The sequence below is a fragment of the Amycolatopsis sp. NPDC049253 genome, assembly GCF_040678995.1.
GTDB lineage: Bacteria > Actinomycetota > Actinomycetes > Mycobacteriales > Pseudonocardiaceae > Amycolatopsis.
In genome coordinates this window covers 665,511-687,313 of sequence record NZ_JBFAQX010000002.1, presented here as the reverse complement: position 1 = coordinate 687,313, position 21,803 = coordinate 665,511, and the positions used below count along the sequence as shown (strand labels likewise).

At 71.3% G+C, this 21,803-nt stretch carries 20 protein-coding genes; 3 read left to right on the top strand and 17 right to left on the bottom strand.

Translation table 11 applies throughout. The features are described 5' to 3' along the window. The first annotated feature begins 327 nt into the window (after positions 1-327). A complete protein-coding gene (locus tag AB0K15_RS07525) occupies positions 328-1,218 on the top strand; it encodes a TIGR03854 family LLM class F420-dependent oxidoreductase (protein ID WP_364046648.1) in 891 nt (296 codons plus the stop codon). On the opposite strand, the gene AB0K15_RS07520 is transcribed toward AB0K15_RS07525, so the two are convergent. After that, positions 1,215-2,738, bottom strand: a complete 1,524-nt coding sequence (locus tag AB0K15_RS07520) for an MDR family MFS transporter (protein ID WP_364046645.1) — start codon at positions 2,736-2,738, stop codon at positions 1,215-1,217. The two genes, AB0K15_RS07525 and AB0K15_RS07520, sit on opposite strands and share 4 nt — an antisense overlap. A 112-nt stretch (positions 2,739-2,850) precedes the next feature. On the opposite strand from AB0K15_RS07520, the gene AB0K15_RS07515 reads away from it, so the two are divergent. Next, a complete protein-coding gene (locus tag AB0K15_RS07515) occupies positions 2,851-4,005 on the top strand; it encodes a DUF1015 family protein (RefSeq protein WP_364046642.1) in 1,155 nt (384 codons plus the stop codon). A gap of 1 nt (position 4,006) precedes the next feature. Then, positions 4,007-4,222 carry a hypothetical protein gene (locus tag AB0K15_RS07510; protein ID WP_364046639.1) on the top strand — a complete coding sequence of 72 codons (216 nt, stop codon included), beginning with the start codon at positions 4,007-4,009 and terminating at the stop codon, positions 4,220-4,222. 17 nt (positions 4,223-4,239) lie between these two features. On the opposite strand, the gene AB0K15_RS07505 is transcribed toward AB0K15_RS07510, so the two are convergent. The 16 genes from AB0K15_RS07505 to AB0K15_RS07430 all read right to left on the bottom strand — a co-directional run bounded on the left by AB0K15_RS07505 (position 4,240) and on the right by AB0K15_RS07430 (position 21,790). Then, positions 4,240-5,223, bottom strand: coding sequence for an amidohydrolase family protein (locus AB0K15_RS07505; protein WP_364046636.1), 984 nt, complete (start codon positions 5,221-5,223; stop codon positions 4,240-4,242). Between the two features lie 11 nt (positions 5,224-5,234). Then, positions 5,235-6,017, bottom strand: coding sequence for a PaaX family transcriptional regulator C-terminal domain-containing protein (locus AB0K15_RS07500; protein WP_364046633.1), 783 nt, complete (start codon positions 6,015-6,017; stop codon positions 5,235-5,237). Between the two features lie 56 nt (positions 6,018-6,073). Then, positions 6,074-7,435: an MmgE/PrpD family protein gene (locus tag AB0K15_RS07495; RefSeq protein WP_364046630.1), complete on the bottom strand. Its 1,362-nt coding sequence runs from the start codon at positions 7,433-7,435 to the stop codon at positions 6,074-6,076. Next, positions 7,419-9,161: a hydantoinase B/oxoprolinase family protein gene (locus AB0K15_RS07490; RefSeq protein WP_364046627.1), complete on the bottom strand. Its 1,743-nt coding sequence runs from the start codon at positions 9,159-9,161 to the stop codon at positions 7,419-7,421. The genes AB0K15_RS07495 and AB0K15_RS07490 overlap by 17 nt, the downstream gene beginning before the upstream one ends. Then, the gene (locus AB0K15_RS07485; RefSeq protein ID WP_364046624.1) at positions 9,158-11,221 is read right to left on the bottom strand and encodes a hydantoinase/oxoprolinase family protein; all 2,064 of its coding nucleotides are present in this window, start codon (positions 11,219-11,221) and stop codon (positions 9,158-9,160) included. Before AB0K15_RS07485 ends, AB0K15_RS07490 begins: the two co-directional genes overlap by 4 nt. Positions 11,222-11,246: 25 nt before the next feature. Beyond that, positions 11,247-12,044, bottom strand: coding sequence for an ABC transporter permease (locus AB0K15_RS07480; protein WP_364046621.1), 798 nt, complete (start codon positions 12,042-12,044; stop codon positions 11,247-11,249). 4 nt (positions 12,045-12,048) lie between these two features. Then, the gene (locus tag AB0K15_RS07475; protein ID WP_364046618.1) at positions 12,049-12,876 is read right to left on the bottom strand and encodes an ABC transporter permease; all 828 of its coding nucleotides are present in this window, start codon (positions 12,874-12,876) and stop codon (positions 12,049-12,051) included. Further along, complete coding sequence (locus AB0K15_RS07470; protein WP_364046615.1) at positions 12,873-13,652, bottom strand: ABC transporter ATP-binding protein; 780 nt, start codon at positions 13,650-13,652, stop codon at positions 12,873-12,875. Before AB0K15_RS07470 ends, AB0K15_RS07475 begins: the two co-directional genes overlap by 4 nt. Before the next feature lie 12 nt (positions 13,653-13,664). Further along, a complete protein-coding gene (locus AB0K15_RS07465) occupies positions 13,665-14,651 on the bottom strand; it encodes an ABC transporter substrate-binding protein (RefSeq protein ID WP_364046612.1) in 987 nt (328 codons plus the stop codon). 271 nt (positions 14,652-14,922) lie between these two features. Further along, complete coding sequence (locus AB0K15_RS07460; RefSeq protein WP_220238894.1) at positions 14,923-15,420, bottom strand: hypothetical protein; 498 nt, start codon at positions 15,418-15,420, stop codon at positions 14,923-14,925. Continuing rightward, the gene (locus tag AB0K15_RS07455; RefSeq protein WP_364046609.1) at positions 15,417-16,673 is read right to left on the bottom strand and encodes an aconitase family protein; all 1,257 of its coding nucleotides are present in this window, start codon (positions 16,671-16,673) and stop codon (positions 15,417-15,419) included. The genes AB0K15_RS07460 and AB0K15_RS07455 overlap by 4 nt, the downstream gene beginning before the upstream one ends. After that, positions 16,670-17,950: an aconitase/3-isopropylmalate dehydratase large subunit family protein gene (locus AB0K15_RS07450; RefSeq protein ID WP_364046606.1), complete on the bottom strand. Its 1,281-nt coding sequence runs from the start codon at positions 17,948-17,950 to the stop codon at positions 16,670-16,672. The genes AB0K15_RS07455 and AB0K15_RS07450 overlap by 4 nt, the downstream gene beginning before the upstream one ends. Next, a complete protein-coding gene (locus AB0K15_RS07445) occupies positions 17,947-18,456 on the bottom strand; it encodes a 3-isopropylmalate dehydratase (protein ID WP_360596228.1) in 510 nt (169 codons plus the stop codon). The genes AB0K15_RS07450 and AB0K15_RS07445 overlap by 4 nt, the downstream gene beginning before the upstream one ends. Before the next feature lie 42 nt (positions 18,457-18,498). After that, positions 18,499-19,578 carry an ornithine cyclodeaminase family protein gene (locus tag AB0K15_RS07440; RefSeq protein WP_364046603.1) on the bottom strand — a complete coding sequence of 360 codons (1,080 nt, stop codon included), beginning with the start codon at positions 19,576-19,578 and terminating at the stop codon, positions 18,499-18,501. Beyond that, positions 19,575-20,621: an aminopeptidase P family N-terminal domain-containing protein gene (locus AB0K15_RS07435; protein WP_364046600.1), complete on the bottom strand. Its 1,047-nt coding sequence runs from the start codon at positions 20,619-20,621 to the stop codon at positions 19,575-19,577. The genes AB0K15_RS07440 and AB0K15_RS07435 overlap by 4 nt, the downstream gene beginning before the upstream one ends. Further along, positions 20,618-21,790, bottom strand: coding sequence for a Xaa-Pro peptidase family protein (locus AB0K15_RS07430; RefSeq protein ID WP_364046597.1), 1,173 nt, complete (start codon positions 21,788-21,790; stop codon positions 20,618-20,620). The genes AB0K15_RS07435 and AB0K15_RS07430 overlap by 4 nt, the downstream gene beginning before the upstream one ends. Positions 21,791-21,803: the final 13 nt, after the last annotated feature.

Below are 21,803 nucleotides of genomic sequence, written 5' to 3'. Positions count from 1 at the left end.
GGTGCGATCGGCCCCCGGCCGATCCGACCGCCCGATCCCGAAGCCGGCTCCAAGGCGATCTCGCCCGCCCCGGCGGAGCCGGGGCCGAAGACACAGCCGGGGCCGAAGACACAGCCGGGGCCAAAGACACAACCGGGGCGATATATACAGATCTTGTACACCTCTCTTCCACGATGAGCGGGCTCGGAAGCCGGCCGGAGTGGACACCGGCCCGACCGGGCAGAAGGCCTCCTTCCGGCCCCCATCCGGGAGGGGGCCTTCGTCGTGCGGGCATACCGGGCGGGCCCGGCGGCGTTGCGCACAGGGACGGCTGCGGAAGGAGCAGGGGTGGGCGAGGAACTGAAGATCCGGGTGGGGGTGGCGCCGGCGCCGGGGACCGGGCCCGCGGAGTTCGCGGGGCTGGCGGAGACGCTGGAGGCGGCCGGAATCGACTCGCTGTGGCTCTCGGAGCTGGTCTACGCGCCGGAGGTCGACCCGCTGGTCGGCATGGCGCACGCGCTCGCGCGCACCACGGACCTCAAGGTGGGCACGGGCGTGGCGATCCTGCCCGGCCGCCATCCGGTGCTCGTGGCGAAGCAGCTGGTGACATTGGCCGGGTTGGCGCCGAAGCGCGTGCTGCCGGTGTTCGGGTTGCGGCCGGCGAACGCACCCGAGCACGCGTTGTTCCCCGTGCCCGGGCCGCGCGCGGCGGTTTTCGACGAAGCCCTCACCCTGCTGCGGCTGCTGCTGGAGCAGGACGACGTGCACTTCGCCGGCGAGTTCTACCAGGTCGACGGCGTGACGATCGGGCCGCGCCCGGCCAAGCGCCTCGACGTGTGGCTCGGCGGCAGCGCGCCCGCCGCGTTGCGCCGTGCCGGGCGCCTGGCCGACGGCTGGCTCGGCAGCTTCCACTCACCCGCGCAGGCGCGGGCCGCGCGCCTCGCGATCCAGGACGCCGCCGCAGAGGCCGGGCGCGAGATCGAGCCCGACCACTTCGGCCTGAGCCTGCTCGTGGCGAGCGAGGGGATGCCCGACCGGATGCTGGCGGTGGCCGCGAAGCGCCGGCCCGGCACGCCCGTCACCGAGCTCGTGGCCACGAGCTGGGCCGAAGCGCGGCGCCTGCTTGAGCAGCACATCGAGGCGGGGCTGTCGAAGTTCGTGATCCGGCCCGGGCATTCCGGCGACTACGAGCGGTTCCTCGACGGCCTGCACCGTGAGCTGCTGCCGTTGCAGAACTAGAACTTCAGCTGCTCCGCCTTGCGCGGCATCAGGGCCAGCGCGACGAGGCTGAACGCGGCGACGGCGGCGATCGCCACGAACACGTTGTGCGTGGCGCCCGCCAGCGAATCGCGCACGTACTCCGCGGCCGCCGAGTGGTCCGTCCGGCCGAGCACGAGGCTGGTCGCGTCGGCGCTGTCGGGCAGGTGCCCCGCGACGGCGGCGGGCGGGTGGGCGAAGCGGCCGGCGAGGGTGGAGTTGGCGATCGCGCCGAACACCGCCGCGCCGACCGCGCTGCCCAGCGAACGGCCGAACATGTTCGTGGCCGTGACCACGCCGCGGCGTTCCCAGCCGACGCTCGACTGGCTGGCCACGATCGTGGGGCTCGACGCGAGGCCGAGGCCGGCGCCGACCACGAACGCGGCGCCGGCCACGCTCCAGAGCGAGGTGTTCTCGCCGAGCAGCGTGGTGAGCGCCACGCCGACGACGATGAGCCCCGCACCGATGAACGCGGTGTCGCGGAACCCGATCCGCATGTAGAGCCGCCCCGACAGCGACGCGGCGATCGGCCAGCCGACGGTGAGCGCGGCCAGGGCGAAGCCGGCCGTGAGGGCGTCGTGGCCGAGCACGCCCTGGGCGTAGGTCGGCAGGAACGAGCTGAGTCCCATCAGCGTCGCGCCGACGACGAGGGCCACCAGCGTGCCGCCCACCAGGGTGCGCCGCGTGAAGACCCACAGCGGCAGGACGGGCTCGGCCGCGCGGCGTTCGACCAGCACGAACCCGACCAGCGCGGCCGCGGAGGCGACGAAGATGAGGACGCCCACCACCGAGCCCCAGCCCCAGGCCACGCCGCCTTCCAGCAGCCCGAGGATCAGCAGCGTGCAGCCGGTGATGAGCAGGCCGGCGCCCGCGTAGTCGATGTGGTGGCGCGTGCGTTCGACGCGTTCGGCGAACTTGCGGTGCAGCATCCAGGCGGCGATCGCGCCCAGCGGCAGGTTCACGAAGAAGATCCAGCGCCAGCTCAGGAACTCGGAGAACACGCCGCCCAGCGCCGGGCCGAGCACGGACGCGACGGCCCACACGCCGGCGACGTAACCCTGCACGCGGGCGCGTTCCTCTACGGTGTACAGGTCGCCGACCATCGTCATGCTGATCGGCTGCACCGCCCCGGCCCCGACGCCCTGCAGGGCGCGCGCGGCGATGAGCACCGGCATGCTCCAGGCCGCGCCGCACAGCACCGAGCCGAGCAGGAACACGGCGATGCCGAAGAACATCACCGGCCGGCGGCCGAGGACGTCGGCGAACTTGCCGTAGAGCGGCACGGTGACCGCCTGGGTGAGCAGGTAGACCGAGAACAGCCACGGAAACTGCGAGAACCCGCCCAGGTCGCCGACCACCGAGGGCACGGCCGTGGCGATGATCGTGCTGTCGAGCGCGACCAGCCCGGTGCTCAGCATCACCGCCGCGAGCACCGGTCCGCGCTCGGAGCGCAGGCCGACGGCCTTTTTCGTGGGCGCCGGCGTCTCGGCGGGGGTGCTCATCGGCGGGGTCTCCTCGGGGTTCCCAGGGGCCGGGACAACTGTTTCGCAACGGTAAGCATTTCACGAAAGACTGACTGTCGGACAGCCTTGGCAGGCCAGCCATGATGAGGGGATGGACACGTGGGTGCGGCCGATCCGCCGCGGGTGGGTGGTGCGCGGCGAGGTGCCGGGCCCGGACGTCGACGAGTTCGCCGAGCCCGACGCGGTGGTCACGGCCCTCGCGTCCCCCGGCGCGGCGGGCGACACGCTGCTGGCGGTGCAGCACCCCGCGCGGACGCCCGCGGCCTTGGCGCGAGGCCTCGACCTGGCCGCGGCGCTGCCTTCCGCGCGGGCCGCGCTGGCCCGCATCCGGGCGCGGCACTACCGGTCGGTGGCGGGGTTCGTCGCGCCCTACCGCATCTCGGGCCCGGACGGCACGGCGGTGGGGGTGCTGTGCCTGGTCGACGTCCGTGAGCTGACGGCGGGCGGCTCCCACGTGCGGCACACGGAGGAGGTGTATCCGCACGTGGTGGCCGAGCGCGCCGCCGTGCTGGCCGGCTTGGGCACCGCGACGAGCGCGGCGCTGCTGGTGCCTTCGACCGGCGGCGAAGCGCTGACCGCGGAGGTCGAGGCGGCGTGCGCGGGGCTGGGGCGGCCGGATGTGTCCACCGTCGATCAGTCGGGACGCCGGCACGAGCTGTGGGTGGTTCCGTCGGGGACCGTGCAGGAACGCTTGATCGGAGCCGCGTCGGCGGCCGATCTTCTGGTGGCCGACGGGAACCACCGGGTCGCGGCCGCGGCGCAGACGGGTTCGCTGCTGGCCCTGGTGACAGGCGGGCCGCGGTTGCGCATCGGGGCGATCCACCGGGTGCTGACGGGGACGGGGCTGACCTCCGTCGAGCTGGCGTCGGCTTGGCGCGGGGTCGGGTTGGAGGTCTCGGAGGTCGCCGACGGCACTCCGCCCGCTGTCCCGGGTTCGGTGGTGGTGCTGGCGCGGCCGTCCTTCTTGCGGGTGGTGCTTCCGCCGGCCGACGAGCTGACGATCGATCACGCCGTGGTGGAGCGGCTGCTCCTGGGCGAGGCCCTGGGTTTGGATCTGGACGGTCCGCACGTACAGCCCTTGCCGGCGGGCCGCCCCGCACCGGCCGGCGCCGACGCGGTGGTGCAGCTGGCGCCCGTCGACTTCGCCACCGTGCTGAAAGTCCACGCGGCCGGCCTGCGCATGCCCCGGAAGGCGACTTACTTCACCCCGAAGCCCCGGGGTGGGCTGGTTCTGGCGGAGATCTGAGGTGTCGGAGTGGTACGTCGTCCGCTGCGTTTTCCAGTGGCACTCGTGGCCGGGCGCGCCGTACGAAGAACGCATCACCCTCTGGCGCGCGTCCGGCCTCGGCTCCGCCATCGAATCCGCGGAGCGCGAGGCCGGTCGTTACGCCGCCGAGAACGGGGTGACTTTCTTGGACTTCTCCCAGGCCTACGCCTTGGGCGAGCCGGAACCGGGGGAGTGAGTGTCCACAGTGGAGACTCACGTCAGCCTGAACACCGACTCCGCGTTCGTCGAGTAGATCTTCGTCCGCACCTCCTCCGACAGGGCCGACTCGTCCAGGATCGACACCGCCGCGTGGGGGCTCCAGCACGGGTGGTCGGTGCCGTAGAGGATGTTGTCGGGGCCGTAGTACTCCAGGGCCGTGCGGATGGTCAGGGACTGGGGTGCGACGGTGTCGACGAAGACGCGTTTCAGGTACTCCGAAGGCAGGCGAGGCAGGCCTTCGATGCGGGCGTTCTTGTCGATGCGCCCGGCCTGGTAGGGCAGCAGGCCGCCGGCGTGGGTTTGGACGACGCGCAGCGAGGGGTGGCGGTCCATGATGCCGCTGAAGATCAGGCGCAGCACCGTCACGCTGGAGTCGAGGAGGCGGCCGATGGACCGCTGGATGCCGTCCGCGTAGCCGGTGAGGACCTCGTTGAAGGCGAGGTCCGTCGGGTGCACGATGAGGGGCACGCCGAGTTCCGCGACCCGCTCGTAGAACGGCTCCAGCCGCGCAGCGTCCACGGTTTCCGAGCCGATCATCGAAGGCAGGTTGACCCCGCGCAAGTCGAGCGAGCCCACCGCGTGGTCGAGCACCTTCAACGCCGTCGCCGTGTCCTGCAGCGGGATCGCGGCCGTGCCGAAGAACCGGCCCGGGTGGAGGCGTTGCGCGCGAGCGATTTCCTCGTTGTACGCGTACGCCTCGTCCAGCGCCTCCTCCGCCGGCATCTGGTCGAGCATGCCCGCCAGCACGCCGGTGGTGCAGACCACGACCGTGTCGCGGCCGGTGGCGGCGGTGGCCGCCGCGAAGCCCGCGTCGAGGTCGAACCAGACGGCCGGCAGCGGGATGAAGCCGCGGCCTTCGTTGTACAGGTAGCGGTAGCCGTCGCCGACGCGTTCGGTGCGGGGAAACGAATCCCGCGCGGCCATGGTTTCGAAGTGGGACCGGGGGAACCAGTGGAAGTGGGTGTCCACCACGCGCATCGAAATTCTCCTCAGCTCATCCGGTGTTCGGCGAGGATGCCGGTGAAGATGCGGTCGGCATCGGGACGGTAGTTCTCGTGCAGGGTGCGGAACAGTTCGTGGCAGCGCGCGGCAGGCCAGTCGCCCGGCAGGTGCTCGGCGGGCAGGCGCGGGGTCTCGCGCAGCAGCTGGCGCCACGCCGACGCCAGGATCAGGTCGCGGCCGAGGTCGTCGAGGGCCTCCGGCACGGGGTCGGGCACGTCCCAGGACCGCAGGAACCGGTCGTAGCGCGCGGCCAGCTCGTCGAGGTGCCACGTGCGGGAGATCATCCCCTGCACGTCGTCGAACTTCGGGTACGCCGTGAACACCTCGACGTGCTGGTCGACGCCCGCGCCGGGCAGCTGCGCGAGGATCGCCGAGACGTCGCGCTCGCCCGGCGCGAGCCACACACCGTCGCGCAGCAGCCCGAAGCTCTCCCACGCCAGGCTCCGCCGCAGCAGGTGGCGTTCCTTGCGATGGGTCTCCGGCAGCGAGAAACACAGGACCGTCCACGCACCGGGCGGCTGCGGCTCCTCGCCCGTGTCGTGGAACGTCCGCTGCTGTTGCACGCGCACCACCCGCAGCCCGACTTCCGACGCGCGGAAGTACGCCGCGCGGCCCTGGCGTGAGCGGTCCAGCAGCCCGCGCTCGGTCATCCGCGACAGGGTGAGCCGCGTGGCGTGCGCGGACACGCCGATCCGCGCGAGCACCTCGATGTACCCGGCGGTCGCGATCTCGGGATTCTCCTCGAGGCAGTAGCGGCCGAGCATCGTCATCAGCACCGTCTGCGGCGTCGGCGCGCGGCTCAGATCGGGTGCGGATCGGTCGGTGGTCAGGACGAGCCCCCTGTTCTCACGCCCGCCGCGGCGTTCTCCGGTGACCTGACGAACGTACTCCCGAGCAACGGCAGCACGTGCTCGCGCAGCACCGACACCGTCGAGGGATCCGGGCCCAGCAACGACTCCGCGACCGTCCGCGCCCGCGCCGGGCCCAGCTCGCGCTCGGCCAGCGTGACGAACTTCCCGACGATCTCGTTGTCCGGCAACGGGTTTCCGGGGTCACCCCGCGCGTCGAGGCGATCCGCCGAGACCGCCCCCGACGCGGTGGTGATCTCCACCCGCGCGCCCCACTTGGCGGGGTAGGCGGCCGTGAGGTCGTCGGCCGGCTCGACCTCGACCACCCGCGCCAGCTCCAGTACGGTCTCGTCGCGCAGTGCGCCGTCGGAGAAGTCCCACGGCGTGCAGTGGCCCCGCAGCGCCGCGATGGCCAGCACGAACTGGGCGCTGCCCAACGCGCTCAACGCCGAGCCGAACGGCGGCGGCCGGTCGACGATCCCGGCCAGCTGTGCCGGCAACCGGCATCGCAGCCGCCGCACCGACGAGGAGGACCAGCCGCCCGGGGGACGCAGCGACAGCACCGCGTCGATCGCGCCCTGCAGGTGTTTCGCCCCCGCGTGGGGCTTCAGGCTCGTCTCCGGCAGCAGGAACGGCTCCGGCAAGGCGGCTTCCGCACGCAGCAGCGGTGAACGCGGGTCGTCGAGGATGTCGAGCGGGCCCGTCCAGCCGGAGTCGGCCGCGAGGAACGCCGTCACCGCGCGTTCCGCCGCGAACCCGGCCAGCAGGTACTTGCCGTCCGCCCGGTCCGTCGCACCCGCGATCGACCCGCCCGCGTGCTGCGCGGCCAGCGCGATCGCCGAAGCGGTCACGGCGAGCGGCCGGTCGAGGAGCACGGAAGCCGCGGCCGCGCCGCCGAGCGGGGCCAGCAAAGCCGTCGGCCACCACCCTCGCCGGATCAGCCCCTCGCCCCCGATCGCGGCCGCCGCGGCCAGCGCCACCTCGTAGCCGGCCAGGAAGGCCCGCTCGAAATCCTCGGCCGACGCGGTCGAGGGCACCACCGCCAGCGTCGCCGGCAACACCACGCACCCCGGGCACAGCACCGAACCGCGGTGGATGTCGCCCGCTTCCCAGCCGTGCGCGTACACCCCCCCGAGGAACGCGGTCCGCCGCGCGGCGCCGTACTCCGCCGACAGGGTGTGCGCGAGCCCGGCCACGGAGCCGGCCAGCGTGGTGTGGCCGGCGATCAGGGCACCGACGGCGTCGGTCAGGTGGGCCCGGGCGGCGGCCCGGACCGCGGGCGGCACCGGCCGGGAACCGACCGAGTGCGCCCGCGCGGCGAGCTCACCGACGAGCGACATCTGCCTGCGTGGCCCGGAGCCGGCCGGTCGCCGGCTCGTCCACCCGCCCGTCGGCCGTGAGCACGACGCCGTACAGCTCACGCGCGGCCTCGGCCGTCACGAAGCCGTCGCGCACGTCCTCGGCGACGTCGCCGGCCGGCCGCTCCGCCGGCGAACCCCAGCCCCCGCCGCCCGCGGTGCGGAAGGTGACCTTCGAGCCCGCCTGCAACGCCAGCCCGGTGTGTTTCTTCACGTGCTCCGGCTGTCCGCCCGGCTGCGTGACGATCGTGTCGTTGACCGCGCCCGCGTGGCCGCCGCGCAGGCCCCACGGCGGGCAGGTCGTGCGCTCGTTGGCGATGTTGGTGAACATCGCCTGCTGCGGTTCCACGTCGATCTCCAGGCCCAGCCCGCCGCGGTGGCGGCCCGCGCCGCCGCTGTCGGCGCGCAGCTCGTGGCGCGTGAACACCAAGGGGTAGCGCGCTTCCTGGATCTCGATGGGGATGTTGCGCACGTCGCCCTGGCACACCGACACGCACGCGCTCGGCCCGTCGCCGACGGGACGCCCGCCCCAGCCGCCGCCGTTGATGTTGAGGCACACGAAGCGGGAGCCGGTCTTTTCGTCGATGCCGTGGAAGGTGAAGCCCGACATGTCGCCCTTGTGCGCGGCCGGCACCTGGTCGGGCAACGCGTCGGCCAGCGCCCGGATGATCGTGTCGACCACCGTGGGCAGCGAGATGCTCCACTGGCCCAGCGCGGCCGGGGACTTGGCGTTGAGCAGTTTCCCTTCCGGCAGCACCACGTGCAGGTTGCGGAAGGACCCCTCGTCGACCGGGTGCGTCGGCAGCGTCAGCATCTTGAACGCCACCCGCGCGGCCGCGACGCCGCCCGACTTGCCCGAGTTGAGCGGACCTTTGACCTGCTCGTTGATGTCGGAGAAGTCGATCGTGAGCTCTTCGCCCTTCACGATCACCTTGAGGTCGAGCGTGATGCGCTTGTCGAGGTCCTGGCCGTCGTTGTCCATCCACGCCGACGCCGTGTACTCGCCGTCGGCCATCTGCGCGACCGCGTGGCGCGACAGGCGTTCCGACTGGTCGCGCATCTCGGTGATGCACGCCATGACCGTGTCGAGGCCGTAGCGCTCGCACAGCTCGGCGATGCGGCGCTCGCCCAGGCGGCAGGCCGCGATGGCCGCGCGCAGGTCACCCAGCGACGATTCGGGGATGCGGATGTTGTCCTTGAGGATCTGCATCACGTCGGCGTCCCACTCGCCGGCCTTCATCACCTTGATCGAGCGCAGCTGCAGGCCCTCGGAGTAGATGTCGGTGGTGGCGGTGGAGCCGAAGCCGATGCGCGAGCCGCCGATGTCGACCCAGTGGGCGCGCACCGCGGGGAACGCCACCACCTTGCCGTCGACGAAGATCGGCGTGTAGACCACCACGTTGTTCAGGTGCTGGCCCGCGACGTACGGGTAGTTCATCACCAGCGCGTCGCCGGGCTCGAAGCCTTCGAGGCCGTGGCGCTCGATGCCGTCGGCCACGGAGACGCCGAGGTCGGCCAGGAAGATCGGCAGGCCGCCGAGGTTCTGGGCGATCAGCTCGCCCTCGGTGTCGACGAGGCCCACGCAGTAGTCCTGGACCTCGAAGATCATCGGGTTGTAGGCGGCGCGGCGCAGCGCGGTGGCCATCTCGTCGGAGTACGCCACGAGCGCGCAGCGCACCACTTCGAGCGTGACGGGGTCGATGGTCATGCGGGGCTCCCCACGGAGACGACGAGTGACAGGTCGGCGGCGACGGTCAGCACGTCGCCGGAATAGAAGACGACCGAGGACGTGGCTTCCTGCACCACGGCGGGACCGGTGATCCGGTGGCCGGGCCGCAGCGCCTCGCGGTCGTAGACGGGACAGGACACGGGTTCCGGGCCGCCGCCGTGCAGCACCACGGGCCGGTGCTCGACCGGTTCGGGCTCGCCGGAGGCGGTCTCGACCTCGGCCGCGCTGCCCGCGGTCGTTTCGAGCGGCAGCGAGATCACCGTGCGGACCCCGACGGCCTCCACCGTCTCGTCGGCCGCGTGGTGGCCGTAGAGCCGGTTGTGCATCTCGTCGTAGAGCGCGCGGACGGCCGCGTGGTTCGCGGTGGACAGGCCCTCTTCGGGCACCGGCACCGGGATCGTGAACTCCTGGCCCTGGTAGCGCAGTTCGAGGAAGTGCTGCAGCACGGGCGCGGTCGCCGGCTCGCCGACGTCGGCCCGCAGTCGCGCCCACGCCTCGGCGCCCAGCGCCTTGAGCGTGATCGCGTACTGCTCCACTGTGGACGGTTCGAACTTCGCCAGGTGCGTGCGCGTGAGGTCGTGGCGCACCTCGGAGTAGAGCATGCCCTTGGCCGAGAACTGCCCGGGCAGCACGGGGATCACGACCGTGCCGATGGTGAGCTCCCGCGCGATCGACACGGCGTGCAGCGGGCCGGCGCCGCCGGTCGCCACCAGCGCGAACGTGCGCGGGTCCTCGCCCTTCTCCACCGAAACCGCGCGCACGGCCAGCGACATCTGCGCGTCGGCGATGGTCACGATCCCGCGCGCGGCGGCCAGCAGGTCGAGGCCCAGCGGCTCGGCGACGTGGGTCATGATCGCGGCTTCCGCGGCCGCGCGGTCCAGCGGCATCTCGCCGCCGAGGAACCGGCTCGCGCCGAGCCGGCCGAGCACGAGATTGGCGTCGGTCACCGTCGGGCGGTCGCCGCCGCGGCCGTAACACGCGGGGCCGGGCGCCGCACCGGCGCTGACGGGGCCGACCTTGAGCGCGCCCGCGGGGTCGACCCACGCGATGCTGCCGCCGCCCGCGCCGACCTCGACGATGTTGACCACGGGCAGCGCCATCGGGTGCCCGGTCGCGTAGCCGCCGATGAAGTAACCCGGGCTGATGTCGACCTGGCCGTCCTTGACCAGGCTGGTCTTGGCCGTGGTCCCGCCCATGTCGAACGAGATCAGCCGCGGCAGGTCGAGCCCGGCGGCCAGCGCCGACGCGCCGATGACACCGGCGACGGGACCCGACTCCATCATCCGCACCGGGCTCTGCCGTGCGGTCTCGACGGACATGATGCCGCCGTTGGACTGCATGATCAGCAGCCGGCCGCGGAAACCGCGCGCCTCCAGCCGCGTGGTCAGCGAGTCGAGGTAGCGCGACACGACGGGCCCGACGTAGGAGTTGAGCACGGCGGTCGACGTGCGCTCGTACTCGCGGTACTCGCGCATGATCTGGTGCGACAGCGTCACGTACGCCTCGGGCCACAGCTCGGTGAACAGCCGGCCCAGCTCGAGCTCGTGCTCCGGGTTGGCATACGCGTGCAGCAGGCACACCGCGACGGACTGCACGCCCGAGGACTTCAGCTCGGTGATCAGCTCGCGCGCGGTCGCGACATCCAAAGGCGTGCGCACGCTGCCGTCCACGAGCACGCGTTCGCGCACCTCGCGCCGCAGCCGCCGCGGCACCAGCGGGTCGGGCTTGCCGAAGAACAGGTTGTACGGCTCGGAGCGGTTGCCGCGCCCGATCTCGTAGACGTCGCGGAAGCCCTCGGTGGTGATCAGCGCGGTGGCGGCGCCGGCGCGCTGCAGCACGGTGTTGATCGCGATGGTGGAGCCGTGCAGGAACAGCTCGGTGTCGGGCAGGTGCGCGCCGAGCTTGTCGAGCCCGTCGAGCACGCCCTCCGCGTGGTCGTGCGGGGTGGTCAGGGTCTTGGCGGTGCTGAAGACGCCGTGCTCGTCCACGGCGGTCAGGTCGGTGAACGTCCCGCCGATGTCGGCGGCGATCTGCTTCACGGGGTACCTCTTTCCTGGAAAGCGGTCAGGGGAGTTCGGTGCGCCAGGAGTCGGCGAGGGATTCGAGCTTGCGGGCGCCCACGTTGAGCAGGACGCCGGCCACGATCACGACGAACACGGACGCGAGCACCTCCGTGGTGCCGAGGTGGCCGGCGAAGAAGCTGATGTTGTAGCCGATCCCGCCGTCGCCCGCGAAGAACTCGCCCACGACCACGCCGACGAGCCCGCGGCCCACGCCCAGGCGCAGCCCGGCCATCACCGTCGGCACCGACGCGGGCAGGATCACCTTGCGCAGCAAGGCCGTCTCGCCCGCGCCGAACGAGACGGCGGTGCGGATCAGCTTCGGGTCGACGTTGCGCACGCCCTGGGCGGAGTTGACGATCACGGGGATCACCGACATCAGGAACGTGATGGCCACGACCGTCGGGCTGCCGAGGCCGAACATCAGCACCAGCAAGGGGAACAGCGCGACGATCGGCGCGGAGTACAGCAGCCACACGTACGGTTCGACCACGTAGTCGACGTAGCGGTAGCGGCCCATCAGCAGTCCCACGGCGACGCCGACGATCGCGGCCATCCCGAAGCCGATCACCAGTTCCAGCGCGCTCGTGCCGAGGCTGCGCAGCAGCAGTCCCGAGCCGATCTGGTCGCCGAGCGAGCCCGCGATGAGCACGGGGGAGGACGTGAGGAACGGGTTCACGAGGCCGGCCCACGCGGCGATCTGCCACAGGATCGCGACCAGCACGAGGAAACCGCCGCCGAGCACGATCGGCATGGCCTTCTCCGGCACACGCCGCTTCCGGGGACTGACAGTGGTGGTCATCGGTTCACCTCTCCCACGACGTGGCGGCGGTGCCGAGCACGCGCAGCAGTGCGGTCACGACGTACCCGAAGATCCCGACCACGAGGGTCAGGAACAGCAGCGGGGCGACGTCGAAGTTCTGGCCGTACGTGGAGATCAGCTGCCCCACGCCGTCCGTGCCGCCGTAGAGCTCGGCCACGATCACGGCGATCACGCCGCGCCCGGCGCCCAGGCGGAGGCCGGCCATGATCGTCGGCAGTGCGCTGGGGAACAGGATCTTGCCGAACATCGCACCGCCGCTCGCGCAGAACGCGCGGGCCGCCTGCACGAGCTTCGGGTCCGTCTCGCGGATGCCCGCCATGGCGTTCACCGCGATCGTGATCACGGCCTCGATGAAGACCATCGCGATCTTCGAGGCCTCGCCGATGCCCAGCGCCAGCACCACGAGCGGCAGCAGCGCGAGCGACGGCGTGACGTAGAGCGCGATCAGCGCCGGCTCCAGCGTCTGGCGGATCCGCAGCTTCCAGCCCATCAGCATGCCCACCGGCACCCCGACGACCACCGCCAGCGCGAACCCGGCGAAGAACTCGACGAGCGTCGTCTGCGCGTTCTCCCACAGCTCGCCCGAGCTCAGCAGGTCACCACCGGCCTGGACGATCGCCACCGGCGTGCTGGTGAACTGCACGTCGACCAGGCCGATCGAGGCGCACAGCTGCCACAGCGCGAGCACCACGACCAGGCTGCCGAGCACGAACCGCGCCCGCACCGGCGGCAGCCAGCGCAGGCCCACCGCGCGGCTCGGCGGCGCGGCGGCCACCGGGCGGGGCGGCCGCGTGCGCAAGCCCTGCGTCATGACGGCACCGCCGCCCCGGCCTGCGCGCCGAAGAGCAGCTCGGCCAGGTGCGTGCGGTACTTGCCGAACGCCTCGCTCGCCCGCACCGCCGCGTCCCGCGGGCGCGGCAGGTCGATCTCCATCACTTCGACCACGCGGCTCGGGCTGCCGCCCATCACGAGCACGCGGTCGGCGAGGAACACCGCCTCGTCGATGCCGTGGGTCACGAACAGCACCGTTTTCCGGTCCAGGTCCCAGATCCGCAGCAGCTCGGTGGCCATCAGCTCCCGCGTCTGCGCGTCGAGCGCGCCGAACGGCTCGTCCATCAGCAGCACCTCGGGGTCGGTGGCCAGCGCGCGGGCGATGCCGACGCGCTGGCGCATGCCGCCCGAGAGCTGGTGCGGGTGGGCCTCTTCACGTCCGGCCAGGCCGACCAGCTCGATGAAGTGCCGGGCCCGGTCCAGCCGCGTCGCCTTGTCGACACCCTGCATCTCGAGTCCGAACGCGACGTTCGCGAGGATCGTGCGCCACGGCATCAGCGACGCGTCCTGGAACACCACGCCACGGTCGGGGCCGGGTTTGTTCACGATCTTCTCGCCGATGCGGATCTGCCCGCCGGAAGGGCGCAGCAGGCCGTCGGCGGCCAGCAGCACGCTGCTCTTGCCGCAGCCGCTGGCGCCCACGATCGTCACGAACTCGCCGTCGCGCACGTGCGCTTCGAACCCGTTCACCGCGACGAACGGCTCGCCCTTGCCGGCGTAGGAGATCTGCACCTGGTCGAAGGTGATGTCTGCCATCTCGTGCTCCGCTCAGCTGGTCTTGGGCAGGAAGCGGGTGTCGAGCCACTGCGAGTCGGGCAGCCGTTTCGCGAACACCTTGCCCTGCAGGCCCATCTGCCAGAAGTCGTCCATCGCCTTGGCCGAGGGCATGCGGCCGTCGGGGTAGAGCTGGTCGATCCACTCGGCCATGCTGGCCTTCGCGTCGTCGGTGCTGATCTTGAGGTTCTTCGCGATCGACTTCACCGCGTCGTCGGGCTGGTCCTTGGTCATCTTCATGGCCTGCGACAGGGTGTCGATGAACTTCTTGGCGCGGTCGGGGTTGTCGTTGACGAAGCCCGGCTTGCTCCACGTGACGTGCATCGGGTAGCTGTCGACGAGATCCTTGAGGTCGAGGATCTTGTTGTAGCCCTCCTTCTGCGCGTAGACCGTCTGCGGCTCGGTGAAGATGTTGGCCTGCAGCTGGCCCGCCTTCATGGCCGCCAGGCGCGCCGCCGAAGCGCCGCCCTGCACGACCTTGATGTCCTTGTTGGGGTCCAGGCCGGCCTTCGCCGCGGCGAACCGCGTGAGCAGGTCGGTGGACGAGCCGATGGTCGTCACGCCCCAGTTCTTTCCCTTGCCCTGGGCCACGGTGTGGATTTCGGGCACGGCGTACCAGGCGAACGCCGTCATGTCGAAGCCGCCGTAGATGACCTTCACGTCCTGGCCGGCTTCCTCGGCCGTGAGCGGGCCGGTGAGCGAGCCGACCGCGACGTCGACGTCGCCGGACAGCACGGCCTTGGCGAGCTCGGCGTCACCCTTGAACGTGACGGGTTTGACGGTGAGGCCGTGCTGCTTCCAGAGGTTCAGGTCGTCGGCCAGGTAGACCGGCGCGAGCGTGGTGGCCTGCACCGGCAGGCCGAGGGTGATGGTGTCGCCGCCCGAGGCGCCACCACCACCCGAGCCGCACGCGGTGGCGACGAGGGCGAGAGCGAGAGCCGGTAACGCGAGCCGGGTCCGGCGGAGAGTTTTCCATGGCACGGGGGAGACCTCGATTGTGTCCAGAGGGGAGACCGGGGCGCGGGGGAGTTCGGTGGCCCCGGTCTGGAATCGGGCGAGGTGTCGACCATGAGAAGCATCGGGAGGTGCACCTCTTTGTGCTCCGGTCAGTGTGACTCTCGATCTCGACGCGCGTCAAGAAGCTGAGAAACATCGATTTCCGCGGATTTCCGGGCCGGAACGCGGGCACGACAAAACCCCCGGCGGACCTCAAGTCCTTGTCCGCCAGGGGGTTTCGCCGTGCCCGTCCGTCCTAGCGGAACACCTCCGGCCGGTTCTTCGCGAGGCTGATCAGCCCGCCCGCTTCGAGCATGTCGACGAGGAACGGGTCGGCCGCGGCACCGCGGATCGTCGTCTGCGTGGTCAGGTTGGTGAACTCACCGGTGGTGAGGTCCACGCGCACGCGGTCGCCGTCGGCCGCGAAGTCGGGGTTCAGCCCGACCTCGAGCGCCGGCAGGCCGACCTCGAAGCAGTTGCGGTAGAACGTCCGGGCGAACGTTTCCGCGACCACGCACCCGATTCCGGTGGCCTGCAACGCCTTCGTCGCGATGGCCCGCCCCGAGGACTGCCCGAAGTGCTTGCCGGCGAACACGATGTCACCGGGCTGCACCTGCTTCGGGAACTCCGGGTTGAGGTCTTCGAGCACGTGCTGCACGAGGATTTCCATCGGCTCGAACACGTACTGGGTCTTCACGAGCCGGTCGGTCGGGATGTTGTCCCCGAACCGCCAGCAGCGGCCCTCGAACTTCACGCTTGGCCTCCTTCACGGCTCGCGATGACCCCCGCGACAGCCGACGCGGCAACGGTTTCCGAAGACGCGAGGTACATCGACGCGTCGGGGCTGCCGTTGCGGCCGGGGAAGTTGCGGGCGTGGGTGGAGATCATCGTCTCGTCGGACGCCATCGCACCCATGTTGTACGCCTGGTTCGAGCCCGTGCTGGGCGGGAACCACGTGGCACCGGCCTCGTGGAGCGCGAGCACCAGCCCCTCGCGCGCGGCCTCCGCGAACACCTCGCGGCTGGAGGGCACGAGGTGGAACCGCGTGTCCGGGTGCACCTTGTGCCCGGCCAGGACCTGAGCCGCCGCGCGGAAGTCCTCGAGCCGGCCGCCGCCGTGGCCGCCCAGCTCCGCGTACTGCACCGGCGTGCCGGCGACCTCGGACACCGGCTTGACGTTGCCGACGGTCGGCGGGCAGGCGACCTGCGGGTCGACCTCGCCGACGTCGAAGCGCAGCACCTGCGCCGCTTCTTCGCCGTCACCGTGCACCAGCAGGCCGGCGTCGCCGCCGGGCAGCGTGCGCACGAACGCCTCGGTGACCTCGTCCGGCTCGACGAAGCTGCACTTGGCGCCGAGGTCCACGCACAGCAGCGGGAAGAGCCAGCGGTCCCAGAAGGACAGTCCGCGCACGTACGGTCCGCCGAACTCCACGGCCCGGTAGTTCAGCTCACCCTCGCCGATGCGCCCGACCAGCCACAGCGCGATGTCGCGCGGCGTGACGCCGGGCTTCGGCGTGCCTTCGAGATGGACCCGGGTCGTCTCCGGCACCTTGAACCACGCCTTGCCGTACGGCAGCACGGTTCCGGCGTGCGAGTCGTTGCCGAGCGCCACGGCGAGCGCGCCCAGCGTGCCGTGCACCGGCGTGTGGCTGTCGGAGCCGACCACGATCATGCCGGGCTTGATGTGCCCGTTGCGCACCGCGGCGTGGTGCAGGTTGCCGTTGCCGCAGTCGTACAGCTTCAGGCCGTGCTTGCGGGCCCACCGGCGGTTGTGCTGCAGCACGTCCGCCTGCTGCTCGGTCGGCGGCGCGAAGTGGTGGTCGAACACCATCACGGCCCGCTCCGGGTCGGGGATGGGCACGTTCACGCGCTTCTCGTACACCTGCGAGGTGAGGTACCCCGACAGGTCGTGCATGATCAGCCGGTCCACCTTGGCCACGACGATCTCGCCGGGCTCCACGGACTCGCGGCCGCTCGCGCGGGCGAGGATCTTCTCGACGAGGTTCACGCGACCACCGCCGTCGCCACGATCTCGCGCGGGTCGGTGATCACGCCGCGGATGGCCGAAGCCGCGGCCGTGGCCGGGCTCGACAGGAAGATCTTCGAGTCGTAGCTGCCCATGCGGCCCTGGAAGTTGCGGTTGGCGGTCGACAGCGTGGTCTCGCCGTCGGCCATCGCGCCGCCGTTGCCCGCGCACGCGCCGCAGCCGGGGTTGGTGATCATCGCGCCGGCCTGGATCAGCTTCGTGAGCACGCCGCTGTCCGAAGCCTGCGCCATGATCTTCGCCGACGCGGGCGTGACGATCAGCCGCAGGCCCGGGGCGACGCGGTGGCCGGCCAGCACGTCGGCCGCGATCACGAGGTCGTCGTACTTGGCGTTGGCGCACGAGCCGATGAACACCTGGTCGAGCTTCGTGCCGGCGACGTCGCCGACGCCCACCACGTTGTCGACCGTGTGCGGCACCGCGATCTGCGGCGCGAGCGTCGGCCCGTCGAGCCGCACCGTGGCGCGGTAGGTCGCGCCCTCGTCCGGCAGCAGGATGTCCAGCTCGTCGCGCGGCACGCCGGCCTCGTCGAGGTAGGCGAGCGTGGTGTCGTCCGGGGCCACGAAGGCGTTCTTCGCGCCCATCTCCATGGCCAGGTTGCAGAACGTCATGCGTTCGGACACGGACATGCCCTCGACGTAGGAGCCGGAGAACTCGACCGACTCGTAGGTCAGCCCGTCGGCACCGAGGTCGCCGATGAGCTTGAGCATGATGTCCTTGGCGTAGACGCCCGGGGCGAGGTCGCCGTCGATCACGATCCGCACCGACTCGGGCACCTTGACCCACAGCTTCCCCGTCACCCAAGCGGCGGTGATCTCGCTGAACCCGACGCCCGTGCCGAACGCGCCCAGCGCGCCGTAGATCGTCGAGTGCGAGTCGGTGCCGATGATGAACTGGCCGGGCCGCACGAGCCCGTGCTCCATGAGCACGATGTGCGCGATGCCGCTGTTGACGTCGAAGAAGTTCTTCACGCCCATCTTCTGCGCGAACTCCCGGCACAGCGCGTGGTCTGCGGCGGTTTTCGCGTTCATGGCGGGGGACAGGTGGTCCATCACCATGGCCACGCGGTCGACGTCGTAGAGCTGTTCGACGCCCATCTTCTCCAGCGTGCGGATGCAGCGCCAGCTCGCGGTGTGGCTCATGTACAGATCGGGGAACGCGTCGACGATCTGGCCGGGCACGAGGTCCGCGACCCCGGACGCGCGTTCGATCGCCTTCTGCGCGAAGGTCTTGGCGGTCACTGCTTTCCTCCCGCGAAGCTCGCCATCAGGTGCGGGATCAGGCCGCCGTCGGCCATGATCTCCCGCAGCACCTGCGGGTACGGACTGAAGGGGAAGGTCTGCCCGCCCACCTCGACCGTGCCCGCGTCGTAGTCGACCCACATCTCGCCACCGTCGGTGGCGGCCTCGGCCGCGGCGGGCGACTCGACCGCGACGAGCCCGGTGTTGATGGCGTTGCGGAAGAAGACGCGGGAGAAGGAGGCCGCGACGACCGCCTTGATCCCGGCGCCGATCAGGCACGTGGCGGCCTGCTCCCGCGCGCTGCCGCAGCCGAAGTTGCGGCCGGCGACCACGACGTCACTCGCCCGCAGCCGTTCCTGCGTTTCCGGCCCCAGCGGCTCGAAGGCGTGCTCGGCGAGCTCCGCCGGGTCGATGCTCACGAGGTAGCGGCCGGGGATGATGACGTCGGTGTTCACGTTTTCGCCGAAGGTGATGACCTTGCCCCCGACACGATGTTCACTGCCCATGGATGTCTCCGCTCGAAGTTCCGGTGGTGGACGCCGCCGCGATCAGGGGCTCGTCTCTTCCAGGAACCAGTCCGTCGGCACGGTGTGCCCGAGCTCGCGCTTCTCGGCCAGCGCCAGCGCCCGCGCGCAGACGGCCGCGAACTGCACGCCCATGCCGGTGTTGTTGGCGAACACGGTGATGTCTTCGTGGCTCGTGCGGCCCGGCGCCTCGCCCAGCAGCAGGTCGCCCAGCTCGCGGATGTCGTCCCACTCCATCAGGCCGCGGTTGACCGGGCCGAGGATGTCGTACTGCTTGTCGTGGTGCACCTGCTCGCGCGAGAGCACGGTGATGCGCGCCGCGCGGTCGAACGTCGTGTCGTCCAGCTCGCGCCGGGTGGCGGTGCCGTCGGGCGAGGTGATCGCCGTGACGTGCGTGCCCGGTTCGAGCCAGGCGCCGTCGAAGCAGGCTTCCATGGCCGCCGTGGCGCAGGTGACGATCTGGCAGCCGGCCACCGCGTCGCGCCGCTCGTCCACGGCCACGATCTTGCGCCCGGTCTTCTCGCTCCACACCTTCGCGAAGTGTTCGCGGTGCTCGGGCGTGGGGCTGTAGACGCGCACCTCTTCGATGTTCGGGCGCACCATCAGCAGGCACTCCAGGTGCGCCTCGGCCTGCCAGCCGGAGCCGAACATCCCGGCGACCGTCGCGTCCGGATTGGACAGTTCCCGGATGCCGAGCGCCGAGGTGGCGCCGACGCGCATCTTCTGGATGAAGCTGTCGTGCATGATGGCGAGCGGTTCGAGCGTGGTCAGGCTGTAGAGCGTGACGAGCCCGACGTAGCGGCCGCCGGGCGCGGCCGGGATGAGCCGGCGCCGCTGCACACCGGAGGGCAGCGTCTCGACGCCCGCGATGTCGGAGGTGATCCGCAGCGCCCACACGCCGCTGGAGACGTTGCCGCCCTCCTGTGACTTGAACCGGAAGCGGAAGCCGGGGTGACGGCTGTCCTCGACCGGGAAGTACGTGTGGTTGCGCGGCCGGTTGGCGCCCTGGCCGGAGTTGAGCTCCTTGTACGCCGTCTCCAGCGCGTCGAGCGTCTCGCCGGCGGTGAGCACCTGCTCGATGTCGCCGTTGGAAAGGATCCTCACCGCTGTGCTCCTGTCAGGTGTTCCGGTTCGCTTTCGGTGACGCGGACGGTTTCGGCCACGGCCGCGTTGCCGCCGTCGGCGAAGGCGACCTCCACGGACACCGCGCCCGCTTCGCCTTCGGCCAGTACGGCGGCCGGGTCCTGGGCGCGGAACTCGCCGCTGGTGGACAGATCGGCCTGGTTGACCCAGCGGACCTCGGCCTTGGCGCCGTCCGGCAGCTTCGCCAGCGCGGGCGCGGCGGCCTCGGCGAGCGAGCCGATCGTCGCGCCGGCCTTGGCCGCGGCGATGGCCGCGGTCAAGGCGTCCTTGAGCGCACCCGGCCAGCCGGCGCCGTCACCGAGGACGCGGCTCGAGTACACCCAGTTCATGCGGTACTGCCCGGTGACGCCGAAGGACGTCACGCCGTCCGAAGTGGACAGCGAGCTCGGGTACAGGTCGAGGAAACCGCCGCCGCGCAGGGCGCGTTCCACGGTCTCGACGCGGCTGCCGGCGGTGCTGCCCTCCACCGTCGCCTTCGCCGCGGCGTCGTCGAGGATCCGGCCGGCCGCGCGCAGCAGCTCGGTCTCGGCCGCCGACGGGACGAGCCGCTGCTCGCGCACCAGCCCGCCGAGGCGCTTGACCTGCCAGCCGGGCACCGCGGCCACGATCTCGTCGGCCACGTCGGCGGGCCACAGCGCGGCGTCGACCAGGCCGAGCGTGCCGTTCTTCTTGCCCAGCAGGTACTTCGCGACGAGGTCGGCGAAGTTCTTGCCGCCGCTGAACTCCGTGACCTTCGACGAGGCCTTCATCCAGTTCTGCACCCGCAGCGAGAGCTTGGTGAGGAACGTGACGGGTCCTTCGGCGGGGATCGCCAGCACACCCTCGTTCCAGTACAGGCACAGGTTCGTCAGGTAGGCGAGGTCGTCGGAGCGCGATACGTCGGCGTAGACGAACGCGACGTCGACGCCTTGCTCCGCCATGGCCTTCTGCAGCGCGGCGACGCGGTCGCCCCACTCCTGGTCGGGGGTTTCCGCGGGGTCGAGTACGTGCAGACCTCGTTTCACGCCACGTCTCCTGTCTCGAACAGCTTCCGTTCGGTCGTGATCAGCACTTCACAGCCGTCGGCGGTGACGCGCACGGGGTCGCCGAGCACGTGGTAGCCGGCCAGCGGCGTGTAGGTGTTGGGGTGGATGATGAACACGGAGTTCTCGGGCAGCACGGTGTGGTTGCCCTCGATGATCGGCGTCTCGTCGAGGTGCAGCCCGTGGCCGTGGCCGCGCACGCGGGTGTAGTTGCTCGTGCAGTACTCGCCGTAGCCGTACTTGCGGAACACGTCGTTCTCGGCCACCGCCACCTCGTGGGCGGTGATGCCGGGGCGCACCACGGAGATGCCGGCCTCGACGGCCTCGTTGAACAGGTCGAACGACTTGCGCTGCCCGTCGTCGGCCTTGCCCACCACGGCGGAGCGGCAGATCTGCAGCCAGTAGCCGTCCATCTTGGGCGTGAGCTCGGTGCGCACCATGTCGCCGGCTTCGAGCAGCCGGTCGCCCGGCGGGGTCATGCCGCGCACCTCGTCGCGGCCCGACGCGATGAGCATGAAGTTGTCTTCGGCCCCGAGGTTCTTCAGGCGCGCCTCGACCTCCGCGACGATCCGGTACTCCGGCAGCCCTGGCTCGAGCACGTCGACGAACGCTTCCCAGCCGGCCGCGCACACCACGGCGCTGCGGCGCATCCGGGCCAGCTCCCACTCGCTCTTCACCAGCCGCGCGGTGTCGAGCAGCTTCGTCGCCGACCCGACTTCGGCGCCCGGCGCCGCGGCGCGGATCGTCTCCATGAGCACGAGCGGCACGAGCTCGTGGTGGGCGATGCCGATGCGCCGCGGCGCCAGCTCCTTGAGGACCACGCCCAGCTCCGCCGGGTTCGCCGGGTCCAGTCGCCGGGCCTCGCCGACCCAGCCCTGCGCGGTGAAGGCCGCGAGGTCCGAAGGCCGGGTCGAGAAGGCCACCGCGTCACCTTCGGCGGGGAACACCACGAGCGCGGCGCTGCCGGCCGGGGTCACGTCGGTGAAGTAGCGGATGTTCTCGCGCCGCCAGGCCGGGCCGTAGGCGAGCACGACGTCGAGGCCCTGTTCGGCCATCGCGTCGCGGATCTTGCGGTGCCGCAGCTGCAGCTCCGCGAGGTCCTCGGGGGACAGGCCCGCTCCGGCGGGTGCCGGGGCGTGGTCGATCGTCATGGGTTCCTCCACT